General features: G+C 62.2%; 13 protein-coding genes. 4 read left to right on the forward strand and 9 right to left on the reverse strand.

All coding sequences use genetic code 11. The features are described 5' to 3' along the window. Window positions 1-131 precede the first annotated feature (131 nt). Complete coding sequence (locus VJS46_RS05785; RefSeq protein ID WP_324058492.1) at window positions 132-1,367, forward strand: FAD/NAD(P)-binding oxidoreductase; 1,236 nt, start codon at window positions 132-134, stop codon at window positions 1,365-1,367. Here VJS46_RS05785 and VJS46_RS05790 read toward each other — a convergent pair. The 8 genes from VJS46_RS05790 to VJS46_RS05825 all read right to left on the reverse strand — a co-directional run bounded on the left by VJS46_RS05790 (window position 1,345) and on the right by VJS46_RS05825 (window position 11,202). Then, window positions 1,345-2,556 (reverse strand): class I SAM-dependent RNA methyltransferase, encoded by a 1,212-nt coding sequence (locus VJS46_RS05790; RefSeq protein ID WP_324058494.1) that lies wholly within the window; start codon window positions 2,554-2,556, stop codon window positions 1,345-1,347. The two genes, VJS46_RS05785 and VJS46_RS05790, sit on opposite strands and share 23 nt — an antisense overlap. Then, window positions 2,553-3,962 carry an NAD(P)H-hydrate dehydratase gene (locus tag VJS46_RS05795; protein ID WP_324058496.1) on the reverse strand — a complete coding sequence of 470 codons (1,410 nt, stop codon included), beginning with the start codon at window positions 3,960-3,962 and terminating at the stop codon, window positions 2,553-2,555. The genes VJS46_RS05790 and VJS46_RS05795 overlap by 4 nt, the downstream gene beginning before the upstream one ends. Next, window positions 3,962-4,414 (reverse strand): hypothetical protein, encoded by a 453-nt coding sequence (locus tag VJS46_RS05800; RefSeq protein ID WP_324058498.1) that lies wholly within the window; start codon window positions 4,412-4,414, stop codon window positions 3,962-3,964. The genes VJS46_RS05795 and VJS46_RS05800 overlap by 1 nt, the downstream gene beginning before the upstream one ends. Beyond that, the gene (ilvD, locus tag VJS46_RS05805) at window positions 4,395-6,116 is read right to left on the reverse strand and encodes a dihydroxy-acid dehydratase (RefSeq protein ID WP_324058500.1); all 1,722 of its coding nucleotides are present in this window, start codon (window positions 6,114-6,116) and stop codon (window positions 4,395-4,397) included. The genes VJS46_RS05800 and ilvD overlap by 20 nt, the downstream gene beginning before the upstream one ends. 132 nt (window positions 6,117-6,248) lie before the next feature. Beyond that, window positions 6,249-6,968, reverse strand: coding sequence for an N-formylglutamate amidohydrolase (locus tag VJS46_RS05810; RefSeq protein ID WP_324058502.1), 720 nt, complete (start codon window positions 6,966-6,968; stop codon window positions 6,249-6,251). 3 nt (window positions 6,969-6,971) lie between these two features. Beyond that, the gene (locus tag VJS46_RS05815) at window positions 6,972-7,853 is read right to left on the reverse strand and encodes a 4-(cytidine 5'-diphospho)-2-C-methyl-D-erythritol kinase (protein ID WP_324058504.1); all 882 of its coding nucleotides are present in this window, start codon (window positions 7,851-7,853) and stop codon (window positions 6,972-6,974) included. A gap of 42 nt (window positions 7,854-7,895) precedes the next feature. Beyond that, window positions 7,896-9,521: a tetratricopeptide repeat protein gene (locus VJS46_RS05820; RefSeq protein ID WP_324058506.1), complete on the reverse strand. Its 1,626-nt coding sequence runs from the start codon at window positions 9,519-9,521 to the stop codon at window positions 7,896-7,898. Window positions 9,522-9,549: 28 nt separating this feature from the next. After that, complete coding sequence (locus VJS46_RS05825; RefSeq protein WP_324058508.1) at window positions 9,550-11,202, reverse strand: electron transfer flavoprotein-ubiquinone oxidoreductase; 1,653 nt, start codon at window positions 11,200-11,202, stop codon at window positions 9,550-9,552. Between the two features lie 116 nt (window positions 11,203-11,318). Between VJS46_RS05825 and VJS46_RS05830 the strand changes: the two genes are divergently transcribed. From VJS46_RS05830 to moaB, 3 genes are read left to right on the forward strand one after another with little or no spacing between them, the layout of a single operon-like run. After that, window positions 11,319-12,053 (forward strand): uracil-DNA glycosylase family protein, encoded by a 735-nt coding sequence (locus VJS46_RS05830; protein WP_324058510.1) that lies wholly within the window; start codon window positions 11,319-11,321, stop codon window positions 12,051-12,053. After that, window positions 12,008-13,819 (forward strand): transglycosylase SLT domain-containing protein, encoded by a 1,812-nt coding sequence (locus VJS46_RS05835; protein WP_414707971.1) that lies wholly within the window; start codon window positions 12,008-12,010, stop codon window positions 13,817-13,819. The genes VJS46_RS05830 and VJS46_RS05835 overlap by 46 nt, the downstream gene beginning before the upstream one ends. Next, on the forward strand, window positions 13,809-14,336 hold the full coding sequence (moaB, locus tag VJS46_RS05840) for a molybdenum cofactor biosynthesis protein B (RefSeq protein WP_324058514.1): 528 nt from the start codon (window positions 13,809-13,811) through the stop codon (window positions 14,334-14,336). The genes VJS46_RS05835 and moaB overlap by 11 nt, the downstream gene beginning before the upstream one ends. Window positions 14,337-14,373: 37 nt before the next feature. On the opposite strand, the gene VJS46_RS05845 is transcribed toward moaB, so the two are convergent. Continuing rightward, the gene (locus tag VJS46_RS05845; protein WP_324058516.1) at window positions 14,374-14,649 is read right to left on the reverse strand and encodes a hypothetical protein; all 276 of its coding nucleotides are present in this window, start codon (window positions 14,647-14,649) and stop codon (window positions 14,374-14,376) included. Between the last annotated feature and the right edge of the window lie 109 nt (window positions 14,650-14,758).

Here is a 14,758-nt window from a genome sequence, read left to right on the forward strand (position 1 = left end):
CCTATACGCAGCCGCCGTCCACCGGTCAACCATATCAGTCAGCATTTTCTGTGCAAGATGGGCTTGCGCAGCCGAATAAAGATCGTCAAGCAGCGGGGAACCTAGAAAATAAGGTGAGGGCTAGGAAGTTTATGGTCAGTTACGACGTGCTCATCGTTGGTGCAGGCCACGCGGGGGCTCAGGCTGCGCTGCTGCTGCGTCAGATGAAGTTCGAAGGTTCGGTCGGCCTGCTTGGCGACGAAAAGGAACTTCCCTATGAGCGCCCACCCCTTTCCAAGGAATATATGGCCGGCGAAAAGGCGTTCGAACGGATCCTGATTCGTCCGGCAAATTTTTGGTCCGAACGCAATGTCGACATGCTGCTCGGCAAGCGCGTGGTGAAGGTCGACGCTCAGGCGCACAAGGTCATCCTCTCCGATGACAGCGAAATCGGCTACGGCAAGCTCATCTGGGCGGCTGGCGGCACGCCGCGCATGCTGTCCTGCCCCGGCTCCGACTGCCAGCGCGTTTTCGCCGTCCGCCGCCGTGACGATGTCGACGCGATCATGAAGATCCTTCCCGATGTGGAGCATGTCGCAGTGATCGGCGGTGGCTATATCGGGCTTGAGGCGGCGGCTGTGCTGACCAAGCTTGGCAAGAAGGTAACGGTGCTCGAAGCGCTGGACCGAGTCCTTGCGCGCGTTGCGGGGGAACCCCTGTCGCGCTTTTATGAGGAGGACCACCGCGCCCATGGCGTCGATCTCCGCACCGGCGCGATGGTCGAGGCGCTGGAAGGCGACAACGACAACGGCAATGTCACCGCGGTCGTCCTCGCGGGCGGAGAGCGCATCCCGACGGACTTGGTGATCGTCGGCATCGGCATCATTCCCGAAACCGCTCCCCTGCTGGCCGCCGGAGCAAGCGGCGGCAATGGCGTGGATGTGGACGCCTTCTGCCGGACCAGCCTGCCGGACATTTATGCCGTGGGCGACTGCGCTGCCCATGCCAACAAATTTGCAGGCGGCGCTCAAATCAGGCTTGAATCGGTCCAGAATGCCAATGACCAATCCAAGGTGGCAGTTTCGGATATTGTGGGGCAGCCTGTGGAATATGACGCGGTGCCGTGGTTCTGGTCCAATCAATATGATTTGCGGCTTCAGACCGTTGGACTGTCCGGCGGACATGACAGGGTCATCCTGCGCGGTGACCCAGCCCAGCGCAGCTTTTCGGTGGTATATCTGAAACATGGCAAGGTGATCGCGCTCGACTGCGTGAACGCGACCAAGGATTATGTGCAGGGCCGCGCCCATGTCCTTTCCGGCGCTGCCCTGGATCAGGCGCAACTCGCCAACCCGGCCATTCCGCTCAAGGAAGTGGGACTGGCCTGAATACCCCCACCAGTTCCACATGCGTTGACCAGCGGAACTGCCCCACCGGCTGCACAGTCTCCAACCGGTAGCCTGCCTCCACCAGCAGCTTCGCGTCCCGCGCGAAGCTGCCTGGATTGCAGGAGACATAGGCGATGACGGGCACCCTGGACTGCGCCAGTTGTAGTACCTGTTCCCGTGCGCCAGCCCGAGGCGGATCGAGAATGACCGCCTCGAATCGGTCAAGTTCCGCCGGGACAAGCGGCCGCCGGAACAGATCGCGATGGTCCGCCACCAGCTTGCGTTGCACGCGATTTCCTGCGGATTTCAGTGCGAGCACTGCGTCGCGAGCTGCTTCGGCCGCATAGACCGCCCTTCCCTCGCCCAGGGACAGCGCGAAGGTTCCAAGCCCGCTGAACAGATCGGCGATGATCCCGCTTGCACCAACAGCCTGGCGAACTGCCTCCACCAACGCCGCCTCGCCATCCACCGTCGCCTGCAGGAAGGCGAAGGGTGGAAAGGGCACCGGGACACCTCCGAAGCTGACCGTAACCGGCTCGGGCTCCCAGCGTGTTTGCGGCCCGAAACCTTCGTCGACGCTCAGCCGGGCGAGGCCATGGAACTGGGCAAAGCCGGTCAACCGCTCGGCGACGGAGAGCCCATCGGCCCCCACATTTTCAAGCAGCAGATCGATCCCCTGGTCCGTGAGCGTCATTTTCACCTGGGCGGCGCGGCGGTCCTCCACCAGATCATGGACCAGCGCCCGCAAGGGCTCGGTGAGGGCGAACAACGCGGGATGGAGGATCTCGCACATCTCCATGTCCACGACGCGATGACTATTTTCGCTGGAAAAGCCGAGGTGCAGCTTCTTGCCGAAACGCACGGCGCGCAGAGCGGCCCGGCGGCGGCTCCTCTCCGGCGAGATATGGGCGGGCAATATCTGTTCCGCAGCGACGCCCTGCCCCGCCAGCGCTCCGACCACGCGGTCGCGGACATAGGCGGCCAGGCTCTCCTGATCCAGATGCTGGAGCTGACAGCCTCCGCACAGGGGAAAATGCTTGCAGGGCGGATCGGTATGATGGGGGCCGTGGATGAGCCCGCCTTCAGCGCTCAGGCGATCGCCGGGGGCGCTCAACGGCACATGCCGCCCGTCAGCGGTAACCCCATCGCCCTTGGCGGCGATGCGAATGATTTCGCTGGCGGCCGTCACAAGCAGGCGGCCAGTGCGGCAGGAACATGCGCAATCAGATCGTCCGCCACAAAGGCGGCGCCCGCGCGGCGCGCTGCCTCTGCCTGAAGCCACACCGCATTTCGGGCCGCTGCCACCGGATCGCGCGTCACGGCTAGCTGGGCTGCGCAAAGCCCCGCAAGCACATCTCCTGTCCCCGCCGTCGATAGCCATGGCGAGGCGAGCGGCGCGATCCATGCCTGTCCGTCGGGAGCAGCAATCACCGTATCGGGTCCCTTGTAAATGATCACGCCCTTGGCCTTGACGGCAGCCTGCCGGGCGCGCTCGACCTTGCTTCCTTTAAGGCCAGGAAACAGGCGCGCAAATTCGCCCTCATGGGGCGTAAGGATCGGGCGGTGCATCAGTATGTCCAACCGATCCTCCCCCCTGTCGGCAAGCAGGACGAGCGCATCGGCATCAAGGACGAGCGGATGTCCGCTGTGCAGCGCCGATTCCAGCCTGTTCCATGCTTCTTCATCACGTCCAAGGCCCGGCCCCGCCAGCACCGCCGAAATACGGTCATCGGCGAGGATATCGCGCACCGCATAACGGTCCGGCGCATGCGTCTGGACGATGGCGTTGGTGGCGACATGCCCGGCCGCCTTTCCCAGATATTTGACATAACCCGCTCCCGCCCTCGCCGCCGCCTCCGCCGCAAGGATGCTGGCTCCCGCCATGTAACCACCGACAATCGCCGTCAGCCCCCGATTATATTTGTGGCTGTCCGCCGTGGGAGCCTGGAGGCGCGGCTTTGCAAGCGAATGGAGCGAGCCGCCCGATGCATCAATGCCAATGTCCGCGCAGACAAGATCATGGAAGCGGCTGGCTCCCGGCTGCAGGAAATGCGAAGGCTTGTAGCTTCCCAGGGTGATGCAGAGGTCAAAAACAGGGACAGGCGAAAGGCACTTTCCGCTATTGCTGTCCATGCCGCTTGGCATATCGATCGCATAACTGTGCTTTGCCTTGCCCGCAAGTTCAGCCAGCCGCGCCGCCAGCTTGCCATCCAGCCCGCGGGTCAGACCCGTGCCGAAAAGAGCATCGACCAGTTGCAGCGCCGGTTTGGCGGTGAAGATATCCTCGACCGGCCCCGCCCAATTCTCCCGCGCCCGTCGGGATGATTGTGTGCCGCTCTCGCCGGTTGCCGCGACCCGGACGGGGACTCCGCGCTCTTTCAATATTCGAGCAATAACAAAGCCATCGCCGCCATTATTACCAGGGCCGCACAGGATCAGTGTGCTCCTGTGCCCGCCGATGCGCCAGATATATTCGGCGCAGGCCGCGCCCGCCCGTTCCATGACCTCAAATTCGGGAACGCCGCTGGCAAACAGCCGCTGCTCTGCTTCCCGCATTTCGGCAGCGGTAAGGATGGACGCTCCCGGAATGGCCATCAATCCGCCTTCGGGCCGATAGTGGCGGGAAAGCGATAGCGGTCGCCGCCAACCGTCACGTCGATCATATTGTCCGCCACGATGAACAGCTTGGAGGGCTCGGCCCCATCGGCAGGCACCACGCCGCGCCCGTCACGGACGATCTCGAAACGGCGAAAGCCGCCTTGCGGATGATGCACGACCAACACCTGCCCTTCAGGGCTGTCCATCCGCTCCAAGAGGCAGCTTTGCGTCATTTCGGCGGCACCGTCGACGGCGCAGAAGAGCTTGCCATCGGCGTCCGCAGTCGTCTCTGGAACATCATTGCTGGAGTTGCAGGCGGCAAGCAGGATGACGGTCACGGCCAAAGCCGCCATCGCTGCGAAGGCAGGGACCTCGCTGCCTGCGCTCGCCGCTTTGGCGGCACGGGGCGGGCTGGCCTTTGAAACCCCTTCAAATATCGGCATAGACATGGATTTCGGCCTTTGCGCCCGGATGCGTCACTGCACCCTTATAGGCGGGACCGACATTCTGTGCATAGCGCCACAGCGCTCCTGACTGATAATCATTGGATCGTGGCGTCCAGGCCTTGCGCCGTTCGGCAAGCACGGCATCCTCGACGTGGAGGTCAATCGTCCCCGCCTCTGCGTCAATGGCGATGATGTCGCCATCCTCGACCAGCGCGATCGGCCCGCCCTCCGCTGCTTCGGGTCCGACATGGCCTATGCAGAAGCCGCGTGTGGCGCCGGAGAAACGCCCGTCAGTGATGAGCGCGACCTTTTCACCCATGCCGAGACCGTAGAGGGCCGCAGTCGTCGCGAGCATCTCGCGCATGCCGGGACCGCCCTTGGGTCCTTCATAGCGAATGATGATGACGCAACCTTCAGCGATCTCGCGATTTTCCACCGCTGCAAAAGCATCTTCCTCGCAGTCGAAGACCCGCGCCGGGCCAGTGAATTGCAGGCGATGCATGCCCGCCACCTTCACAATCGCTCCATTGGGGGCAAGCGAGCCGCGGAGGCCGACGACGCCGCCAGTGGGCGTGATCGGGCTCTTGACGTCATAAATGACCTTCTGATCCGGATTCCAGCTAATCTCGTCGATATTCTCGGCCAGGGTCTTGCCAGTGACGGTCAGGCAATCGCCATGCAGGAAGCCGCCATCCATCAGCGTCTTCATCAGCATGTAAATGCCGCCCGCTTCATGCATGTCCTTCGCGACATATTTGCCGCCAGGCTTCAAATCCGCGATGTAAGGCGTTGTTTTGAATATCTCCGCCACATCGAACAGGTCGAACTCTATGCCCGCCTCGTGCGCCATTGCGGGCAGGTGGAGCGCGCCATTGGTCGAACCGCCCGTGGCCGCCACGACGCGGGCCGCATTCTCGAAGGCCTCGCGTGTGCAAATGTCGCGGGGACGGATGTTGCGGGCAAGAAGCTCCATCACCTGCTCGCCCGCAGCCAATGCTATTTCATCGCGGCTCCTATAAGGTGCGGGAGCCATATTGCTGTTGGGCAGGCTAAGGCCGATGGCCTCGGCAACGCAGGCCATGGTGTTCGCCGTATATTGCCCGCCGCATGCGCCATGACCGGGGCAGGCGACCTTTTCCAGCTCAATGAGTTCCTGCAGCGGGCAATTGCCAGCGGCATGCTGGCCGACCGCTTCGAACACGTCCACGACGGTGACGTCCTTGCCGTGGAAGTTGCCGGGCAGAATCGAGCCGCCATAGACGAAGATGCTCGGCACGTTGAGGCGAAGCATCGCCATCATCATCCCTGGCAGGCTCTTGTCGCACCCTGCGAAGGTCACCAGCGCGTCATAGCAATGGCCGCGGACGGACAATTCCACCGAATCCGCGATCACCTCGCGGCTGACCAGCGAGCTCTTCATGCCCTGATGACCCATGGCGATGCCATCGGTGACGGTAATGGTGTTGAACCGGCGCGGCATGCCGCCGCCCTTCTCCACGCCCGCCCGGCAAATGTCTGCCTGCGCGTCCAGCGTGGTGTTGCAAGGCGCGCTGTCATTGCCCGCCGAGGCGATGGCGACGAACGGACGGGCAATGTCCTGCTCGGTAAGGCCCATCGCATAATAATAGCTACGGTGCGGCGCGCGCTCCGGCCCGACGGAAACGTGGCGGCTGGGGAGCTTGCTCTTGTCGAATTGGTTCGTCATGTCCGGTCCCTCCAGGAATTCTCTTTTATCCGTTCGGGCCGGGCCTGTCGAAGGCCTCCGCTTCGTGATCGCGAATAATGGCCCTGAAAGGCTCAGGCGAGCTTTAACGCACCTCTCCCCAATAGCTGCGGTTCACGCAAGCAAATTGCGGCACTCCAGCAAGACGGGCGCCAATATGGCGGCAAAGCGCCGCTGCCCGGCGGCATCGCTCACCAGATCCTGCCGCATTTCGACGCCCAGATAGGGAATGCCATTACCCTCCCCATGGCGGTTCATCGTGGCGTTGAGCAGCTTGCCGGAATAGGGCAGCTGGTCTCCGACCTTCAGCCCCGCCGCCTCAAGCAGGGGAATGGCGATCCGCGCGGCGCGGTCATCTTCATTATAGAGGACTCCGATATCCCAAGGCCGTTCTTCATCACGGCTCTTAAGAGCGGGCGTAAAACTATGGAGAGACAATAATATTTCTGGCTTATGCTCAGCGATCACTTCCGTCAGCCTGTCATGATAGGGCCGCCAGAAACGCGCCAGACGCCCCTCCAGATCGGCATCATGATTGCCCGCGATCATATGTCCGTCGCTGCTGCGGGGCAGCAGGCCATGGGCATGCTCCTCGCGATTAAGGTCGATCACCAGCCGCGAAGCACCGCCCAGCATGGCGCCGCATTCCAGCCCCTCGGCCAGAAGGGCAGCCACCTCGGCAACGCCGATGTCGAAAGCGATATGATCGTTGAGCAGCGCCTCGGATATGCCGAGATCGATGTCGGGAGGCACATGGTTCGACGCATGATCCGCAACGATCAGCATCCCGCCCCCATTCAACCGGCCAATGATCCGATAGGCTTCGGTTTCCATATTTCAGCGCACCCTGGACGTCATCACCCACCAGTCGGGGTGCACCCTTTGCAGGGTCTCAGCGGCGCGCGCAAGGGCCGCTTCATCTTCCATGAGGGCGAAGCAGGTTGCTCCAGAACCTGACATGCGGGCGAGGATGATCCCCTCGATCGCCCCAAGCGCGGTCAGCACCTGCGCTATCTCCGGCACAATATCCATAGCGGGCCCCTGCAGGTCGTTACGCCCCTCCGCCGCGATCTGCTCAAGGCTTACGCAACGGAGAGCGCCGCGATCCTGCCCATCCCAGCCAGCAAAAACCGCCGCCGTGGAAAGAGCCTTCCCCGGATTGATGAGCAGCAGAGGCTTGCCTGAAAGGCCGGCAATGTCGCGCAGGTCCAACGCCTCCCCCCTGCCGGTGCCCACCAGCGTTCGGCTGACGAGGCAGGCGGGGACATCCGACCCAAGCCCCGCCGCCAGGGAGAACAGCTCCCCCGAAGACGGGAATCTATCGCCGGCTTCGGAAGGTTGAGCGAAACCGGGGTCGATATCCCACAGCCGCGCCAGCAGCCGCAGCGTTGCGGCCGCATCCGCCGAGCCGCCGCCGATACCCGAAGCAACGGGCAAATTCTTGGTGAGTCGGATATTGGCGCCCGCCTGCACAGCATAGGCCCGTTGCAGCGCCTCCGCCGAGCGCGCCACCAGATTGTCGGGCCCCGCGCTCAAACCCGCCGCAAAGGGTCCCTCGGTGTACAGGTTGATCCGCCCGTCCCGCCGCGTTTCGGCAGCAAGTGCGTCGCCATCCTCGGCAAAGGCGAAAAGGCTCTCTATCTCATGATAGCCGTCCGCCCGCCGCGCACGGACATGCAAGGCAAGATTGATCTTCGCATAAGCGGTTTCGGTAAGCATTTCAGACGCTGATCGTCACTTCCGCGCGGGCGGGGATAACCCTCATGGCGCAGCAAAATCCGGCCGGAAGCCCAGCTCGATCTTCTTGGCTATCCGCTTCTGCCCATTCTCGTCGGCGAAGACATAGGCTGCGTTCCAGGAATAGCGCGCTTCGAAACGCCGCCCCGCCGCCCAATAGGCATCGCCAAGATGTTCATTGACCGTCGCATCGGAGGGGGCACCGGCAACCGCCTTTTCCAGTACGGGAATGGCGCTCTTGACGTCGCCATTCACATAATGCGCCCATCCGAGCGAATCTGTGATCGCCGCGTCATCGGGGCGCAGGTCGCTGGCCTTTTCGATCAGCGCCAGTGCCTGCCCGACATTCTGCCGCCGTTCGATCTGGGCATAGCCCAGATAATTGAGGATCACCGGTTCATTGGGCGCCAGCGCGGCGGCTTTCTCCAGTTCCGCTTTGGCTTCACTCCAACGCCCTGCCTGTTCCAGCGCGCCGCCCTTCAGCAGGTGCAGGGTCCAAGGGAGCGGGCTTTCGCCGAATATATCCATCGCCTGTTGATAGGCATCGGCCGCCGCCTGATGCTCGTCGCGGCGGGAAAACAAGCCAGCCAGCCGGATATAATCTCCAGAATCCGCGCCCGAGACGGCAACGGCCTTTTGAGCCATCGCAAGCGCCATATCGCTGTTTCCCATGTCGAGCACAGCCGCGATGCGCACATCATTGGCCGACCAGGCGACAGGAGACTTACCGTTGACGCGGCTAAGCTCTCGATAGGCAAGCTCCGGCTGGCCCGCATTGACGAGTTCCCGCGCCACCTGGACCCGATATTCGTCGGCCTTCGGATCAGTGAAAGAGGCAATGCGGGCCATGGTCAGGGCCAATGTGCGGCTGTTTTCGCCCGACAGATCTTCTGCAAGCCGGAAGAGCAGCCGGGCATAGCCTTGGGCGGCGGTGCTGACCTCCGGCCGCCGCGGCCTTTTGCCTGCCTCGATGGCCTGGCGGAACCGGACAGCATCCTTGCTGCGGATATTGAGAAGGCCCTCCGCTGCTTCCTTCCAGCGGAGACTGGCCAGCCTGGCCGCAGCGGTCATGCGAAAGCCCAGCAGCAGGTTGGTACGCAAAGCCACGGCTTGCTGCACCAGCGGCAAAGCCTGCTCCGCATCCTTGAGGGCGAGATATTGCAGCGCCTGGTGCTCCGCCACATAGCGGCGCGTCAGCGAGGCAATGCTCTTCTCCTGCGGCAGCACAAGCGGGGCATATTGCCCTTTGGACAGCGAAATCCAGCTAGTGACGATCGGCGCCAGAAAGGCGAAATTGCGCTCGGCAACCAGCCGCTGGGTCAAGGCGTCCGCCGCAGTCCAATCCTTCTCCTGCAGCGCCTCCGACAACAGCAGCAGGGTGCCGTCCGGGGGCAGCGCCAGTTCGCCGTCCAATATGTGCGCCGCCCGGAGGGCAAGTTTCTTGTCGCCACTCTCCAGCGCCTGACGATAGGACCGCAGCGCCAGAACGGCGCTCCCAGGATCAATGGACAGCGCCCGCTTGTAGCTTGCCACTGATGCACCAAGCGCGCCATCACCATCGGCAAGGCGCGCCCGGGCATAATCGTGCAGCGCTTCCCTCTCCACATTCCGGCTGGCAAGGGCAGGCGCAGCGAAACCGGCCAGCCCCAAAGGCAGGATCAGCGAAGCCAGGAAAGTCTTACATATTGGGATAATTGGGCCCTCCGCCGCCTTCCGGTACGACCCAGTTGATGTTCTGGGCCGGATCCTTGATGTCGCACGTCTTGCAATGGACGCAGTTCTGCGCGTTGATCTGGAACCGGGGCGACCCTTCCTCCAATCCCACCACCTCATAGACTCCAGCAGGACAATAACGCTGCGCGGGCTCGTCATAAAGCGGCAAGTTCTGATCAATGGGGATGGACGGGTCCTGCAATTGCAGATGGACCGGCTGATCCTCCTCATGATTGGTGCTGGAAAGGAATACCGAAGAGAGGCGATCAAAGCTGATCACACCGTCTGGCTTGGGATATTCGATCTTGTGCGCCTGATCCTTGCGCCAGAGCTTCGCATAATCGGGCTCATGCTTCATGGTGACCGGCAGGCCCATTTTCAGCATCCGCATCCACATGTCGGTGCCGGCAACGAGCGTGCCCAAAGTGCCGCCGAATTTCTCCAGCGATGGCTGCGCGTTGCGAACCAGCTTCAGCTCCGTTGCGATCCAGCTATTGTTGACCGCCTCGTCATAGGACGCAAGTTCGTCGCCCTCGCGGCCGGCAGCTATGGCTGCGAAAGCGGCCTCGGCGGCAAGCATGCCCGACTTCATCGCCGTGTGGCTGCCCTTGATCCGCGGCACGTTGACGAAGCCCGCCGAGCAGCCAATGAGCGCGCCGCCGGGAAAGCTGAGCTTGGGAACCGACTGCCAGCCGCCTTCATTGATGGCCCGCGCGCCATAGGAGACGCGGCGGCCGCCCTCCAATATCTCGCGAATCTTCGGGTGCTGCTTCCACCGCTGGAATTCCTCGAAGGGCGAAAGCCAGGGATTTTTGTAACCGAGCCCCACAACAAAGCCCAGGGCCACCTGCCCGTTTGCCTGATGATAGAGAAAACCGCCCCCATAGGCATCGGTCAGCGGCCAGCCCTGAGTATGGATGACGCGGCCCGGCGCGTGTTTTGCGGGATCGATGTCCCACAGCTCCTTGAGGCCAATGCCATAGGTCTGCGGCTGGCAATTCGCCTCCAGATCGAACTGGCGCTTCAATATCTTGGTGAGATGCCCGCGTGCCCCTTCGGCAAAGAAGGTGTATTTGGCGTGCAGTTCAAGGCCCGGCTGATAGTCGGGCTTCCGACTGCCGTCACGCGCCACACCCATGTCGCCAGTGGCCACACCTTTGACTGAGCCATCCTCATTGTAGAGGATCTCGGCCGCCGCAAAGCCGGGGAATATCTCCACACCCAGGCCCTCGGCCTGCTCGGCCAGCCAGCGGCAGAGATTGCCCAGCGAACCTGTATAGGTGCCCTTGTTGCTCATGAAGGGCGGCATCAGCAGATGGGGCATTTCCCATTTGCCTGTCGCTGAAAGGAACCAGTGCTGATTGTCATTGACGGGAACCTCCGCCAACGAACAACCCTGCGTGCGCCATTCCGGCAACAGCTCATCCAGTGCCTTGGGATCGACCACCGCGCCCGACAAGATGTGCGCGCCGATCTCCGAACCCTTTTCCAGGACGCAGACGGAAAGCTCCTGCCCCGCTTCAACGGCGAGTTGCTTCAACCGTATGGCCGCCGACAAACCCGCAGGCCCGCCCCCGACAATTACCACGTCATAGGGCATCGAATCCCGGTCACTCATTGTCATCTCCTCATGGCAGCCGACACCGTTCGGGCCGCCTTGCTTTGTTCACGCTTGACCAGATAACCCGATGTCCAATTATTGACCCTTTCGTCAACCTCAGACTGTAATATGGCATGCGGGGAATGGTGGCTTTTCGACAAAATGATTCAATCGGCAATCTGATCGGCTGGTGGGAACTGGCCGGAGTTACGGTGCCTGTCTCCGATCAGAAGGCGGCGTGGCTTGCACCGTCTGCACAAATGCAGACTGAACCTGCAAGAGTCAGATCGGAAAAGACCGGTTCCCAAGGCGAGATGCCTGGAACGCTCGCGGAATTTCTTGAATGGCGCCGAAGCAGCGCCGAAGTTCCCGAAGCGGCCTGGCCGGGAAGCAGAATCCTTCCCGAACCTCCATCGGACATCGGCATAATGGTGATTTCCGATGTACCGGATGGCGATGACATGGCGGCGGGGACACTGCTCTCGGGCAGCACCGGAAAGCTGTTTGACCGCATGATGCGATCCATAGGACTGGAACGCGAGAAGCTCTATCTTTGCTCATTGGGGGCCACACGGCCTCCCGGCGGTCTGCTGCACGCCTCCAGCGCCCAGATGCTCGCGAAGATCATGCATCACCACATCGCGCTTGCCGCACCCACCAAGCTCCTGCTGCTTGGAGACAAGACGAGCCGTGCCCTGCTATCGGCAGACGCGGGGGGTGGACGCGGAAAGTTACACTCTGTTAACCATGCACATGGCACAGTTTCCGCCATAGCCACTTTCCACCCGCGCTTTTTGATGCGGCAGCCCGCCGCGAAGGCGGAATGCTGGAAAGATCTGCAAATTTTCATGAAGGAAGCCTGTTCTTGAAGTCTGGCGTCGTTTTCCTTGCTGCTTTGCTGGCCAGTGCCGCCCTTCCGGCCGCGGCCAGCCCGACAGCGGTTCCCATTCCGGCCGAACGGACCTCCGCCTCGTCCATTCCCGGCCAGCTCAGCGAAAACGAACGCTCCCGCTACCGTGCGATTTTCAGCGCCATTCGCGCGCAGCAATGGATCGAGGCAAAGGCGATGCTGCAGGCGGCGAGCGACAATGTGCTTCGCCCGGTGGCACTGGCCGAACTTTACCTTGCGAAAAATTCGCCCAAGGTCGAGTTGTTCGACGTACTGGACCTGTTGAACCAGGCCCCCGCACTTCCGCAGGCGGAGCGGCTCTCGCGCCTGGCGCAAAAGCGCGGCGCGCAGATGCTGCCCTCCCTGCCCCAGGTACAAAGGCTCGCCTGGTTTCCAGGATCGCCGCGCCGGAAGGTTACAGCCACCATCCACGAGGACCCAGCCGCCCAGGCGCTGGGGGCCCAAATTCTTCCCTTCATCAAGAATGATGACCCCGCCGGGGCCGAGTCCCTTCTGAGCGCAGGCGAAGCCGGCCTCACGCCCGAAGCGCTCACCGAATGGCGTCAGCGGGTTGCATGGTCCTATTATATCGAAAATGACGACGCCAATGCCCGGCGGGTGGCGGAAAGAGCGTTGCAGGGTGGCTCTGGCCCCTGGCTCGCCCAGGCCCATTGGGTGGCGGGGCTCTCGGCGTGGCGCCAGAATGATTGCAACGCCGCCGCCAATGCCTTCGAAAATGTGGCTTTCCGCTCCGATAATGACGATATGCGCGCGGCTGGCTATTATTGGGCCGGGCGCAGCCATATGGCCTGCGGCAATGCCGCCAAGGTCCAGCCCCTGATGCGCAATGCGGCGCGCCTCGACGAGACCTTTTACGGCATGCTTGCGAGCGAAGCACTGGCGATCCAGCCCGCGGTGAAGCCGCTGACGCCAAAGTTCGATGAGGATGATTGGGCGCGGCTCAAAAATCATTCCAACGTGCGCACATCGATAGCCCTGGTCGAAATCGGCGAGGACGCGCTTGCCGACGACGTGCTGCGGCATCAGGCTCGCATTGGCGTGGTCAATGAACATGAGGCGCTGCTTCACCTCGCCCGTGGTCTCAGCCTGCCCGAAACCCAGCTTTGGCTGGCGCACAATGCGCCCTATGGGCAGCGGCCGGACAGCTATGCCCGCTATCCGGCGCCGAAATGGCAGCCCAATAGCGGCTGGCGGGTGGACCGGGCGCTGGTTTTCGCCCACGCGCTGCAGGAATCGAATTTCCGGGCCTCAGTGGTCAGCCCGGCGGGGGCAAGGGGTCTGATGCAGGTCATGCCCGGAACCGCAAGGCTGATGTTCAGCCGCTATGGCGTCGCCGCCGACCCGGCTCAGCTCGACAACCCCGCCGTCAACATGGAATATGGCCAGCGCTATCTGGAAAGCCTGCGTGACGCATCGGCGACCGGAGGTCTGCTCCCCAAGGTCATGGCCGCCTATAATGCCGGGCCAGCCTCGGTCGGCAGATGGAATATGGAGATTCGGGACAATGGAGACCCGCTGCTCTTCATCGAATCCATTCCCTATTATGAAACCCGCGCCTATGTGACCATCGTCATGCGCAATTACTGGATGTATCAGCGGCAGGCAGGGGAAAAGGCGAGCAGCCTTGCCGATCTGGCCCAGGGTCTCTGGCCGCGCTTCCCCGGCATGTCCGGCGCAACTGCCATTCGCCTTGACCCCAATGGGAAGTCCTTCAGTGCCGATTGACGAAAGCCGCCCTTTCAAACCCGTGCGAATTGCCGTGCTGACGGTATCGGACAGCCGCACGGCCGCCAATGATACCTCGGGCGATACGCTGGTCGAGCGGATCGAGGCCGCTGGCCATGTCGTCGCCACCCGTTATCTGGAGCGGGACGACAAGGAAGCCATTGTCTCCCGCCTCCACGCATGGATCGACGATCCGGAGATCGATTGCATCATTACGACGGGAGGGACGGGCGTCACAGGCCGCGACGTCACGCCGGAAGCGCTTGCCCAGGTCCAGGACAAGGAAATTCCGGGATTTGGCGAGTTGTTCCGCTGGATCAGCTTTCAGAAGATCGGCACGTCCACGATCCAGTCCCGCGCCAGCGCCTGTGTAGCGCGCGGAACCTATATATTCGCGCTGCCGGGCTCCACCGGTGCTGTAAAGGATGGCTGGGACGGCATATTGGCAAGCCAGTTGGACAGCCGTCACCAGCCCTGCAATTTCGTAGAACTCATGCCCCGTCTACGGGAGCGTTGAGCAACTTATTCCCTCTCTCATAGGGAGAGGAAAAGAATTACCGTTCGTCCGACCTCTGGGCCTGATCAGCCGCTGTCGTGGCGGCATCGCCGACACTTTGTGCCGCCTGGCCGACATCGCGCGCAGCTTCGCTAACCGCGTCGCTTTCGCGCGTTTCGTTATTGCTGTTCACCACCACGAAATAGACGGCGATGGCAGCCAGAATGACCAGGATGACACCCAGGATGATTCCGGCGCCGCTGCCGCGACGGCTTTCCACCACAGTAGTGGTGGGCCGCTCCACGATACGTTCAGATACGCGTTCTTCCCGCATGATCCACTCCTTCAAAGACAATACAATATATTGCCGGTCCTCGAACCGAGACCTTCATCAATAATGGAAAGGACTTTTTTGCATTAACCTTTCCTCACGGCTAGGTATG

Source organism: Rhizorhapis sp., assembly GCF_035276005.1.
Lineage (GTDB): Bacteria > Pseudomonadota > Alphaproteobacteria > Sphingomonadales > Sphingomonadaceae > Rhizorhapis.

What these genes read in the sequence shown, in the direction of transcription:
- VJS46_RS05835 (WP_414707971.1), top strand. Translation starts at nt 12,008, where the DNA reads ATGCTGGAAAGATCTGCAAATTTTCATGAAGGAAGCCTGTTCTTGAAG.
- VJS46_RS05830 (WP_324058510.1), top strand. Translation starts at nt 11,319, where the DNA reads ATGCGGGGAATGGTGGCTTTTCGACAAAATGATTCAATCGGCAATCTG.
- VJS46_RS05825 (WP_324058508.1), bottom strand. Translation starts at nt 11,202, where the DNA reads ATGAGTGACCGGGATTCGATGCCCTATGACGTGGTAATTGTCGGGGGC.
- VJS46_RS05800 (WP_324058498.1), bottom strand. Translation starts at nt 4,414, where the DNA reads ATGTCTATGCCGATATTTGAAGGGGTTTCAAAGGCCAGCCCGCCCCGT.
- VJS46_RS05810 (WP_324058502.1), bottom strand. Translation starts at nt 6,968, where the DNA reads ATGGAAACCGAAGCCTATCGGATCATTGGCCGGTTGAATGGGGGCGGG.
- VJS46_RS05845 (WP_324058516.1), bottom strand. Translation starts at nt 14,649, where the DNA reads ATGCGGGAAGAACGCGTATCTGAACGTATCGTGGAGCGGCCCACCACT.
- VJS46_RS05815 (WP_324058504.1), bottom strand. Translation starts at nt 7,853, where the DNA reads ATGCTTACCGAAACCGCTTATGCGAAGATCAATCTTGCCTTGCATGTC.
- ilvD (WP_324058500.1), bottom strand. Translation starts at nt 6,116, where the DNA reads ATGACGAACCAATTCGACAAGAGCAAGCTCCCCAGCCGCCACGTTTCC.
- VJS46_RS05785 (WP_324058492.1), top strand. Translation starts at nt 132, where the DNA reads ATGGTCAGTTACGACGTGCTCATCGTTGGTGCAGGCCACGCGGGGGCT.
- VJS46_RS05795 (WP_324058496.1), bottom strand. Translation starts at nt 3,962, where the DNA reads ATGGCCATTCCGGGAGCGTCCATCCTTACCGCTGCCGAAATGCGGGAA.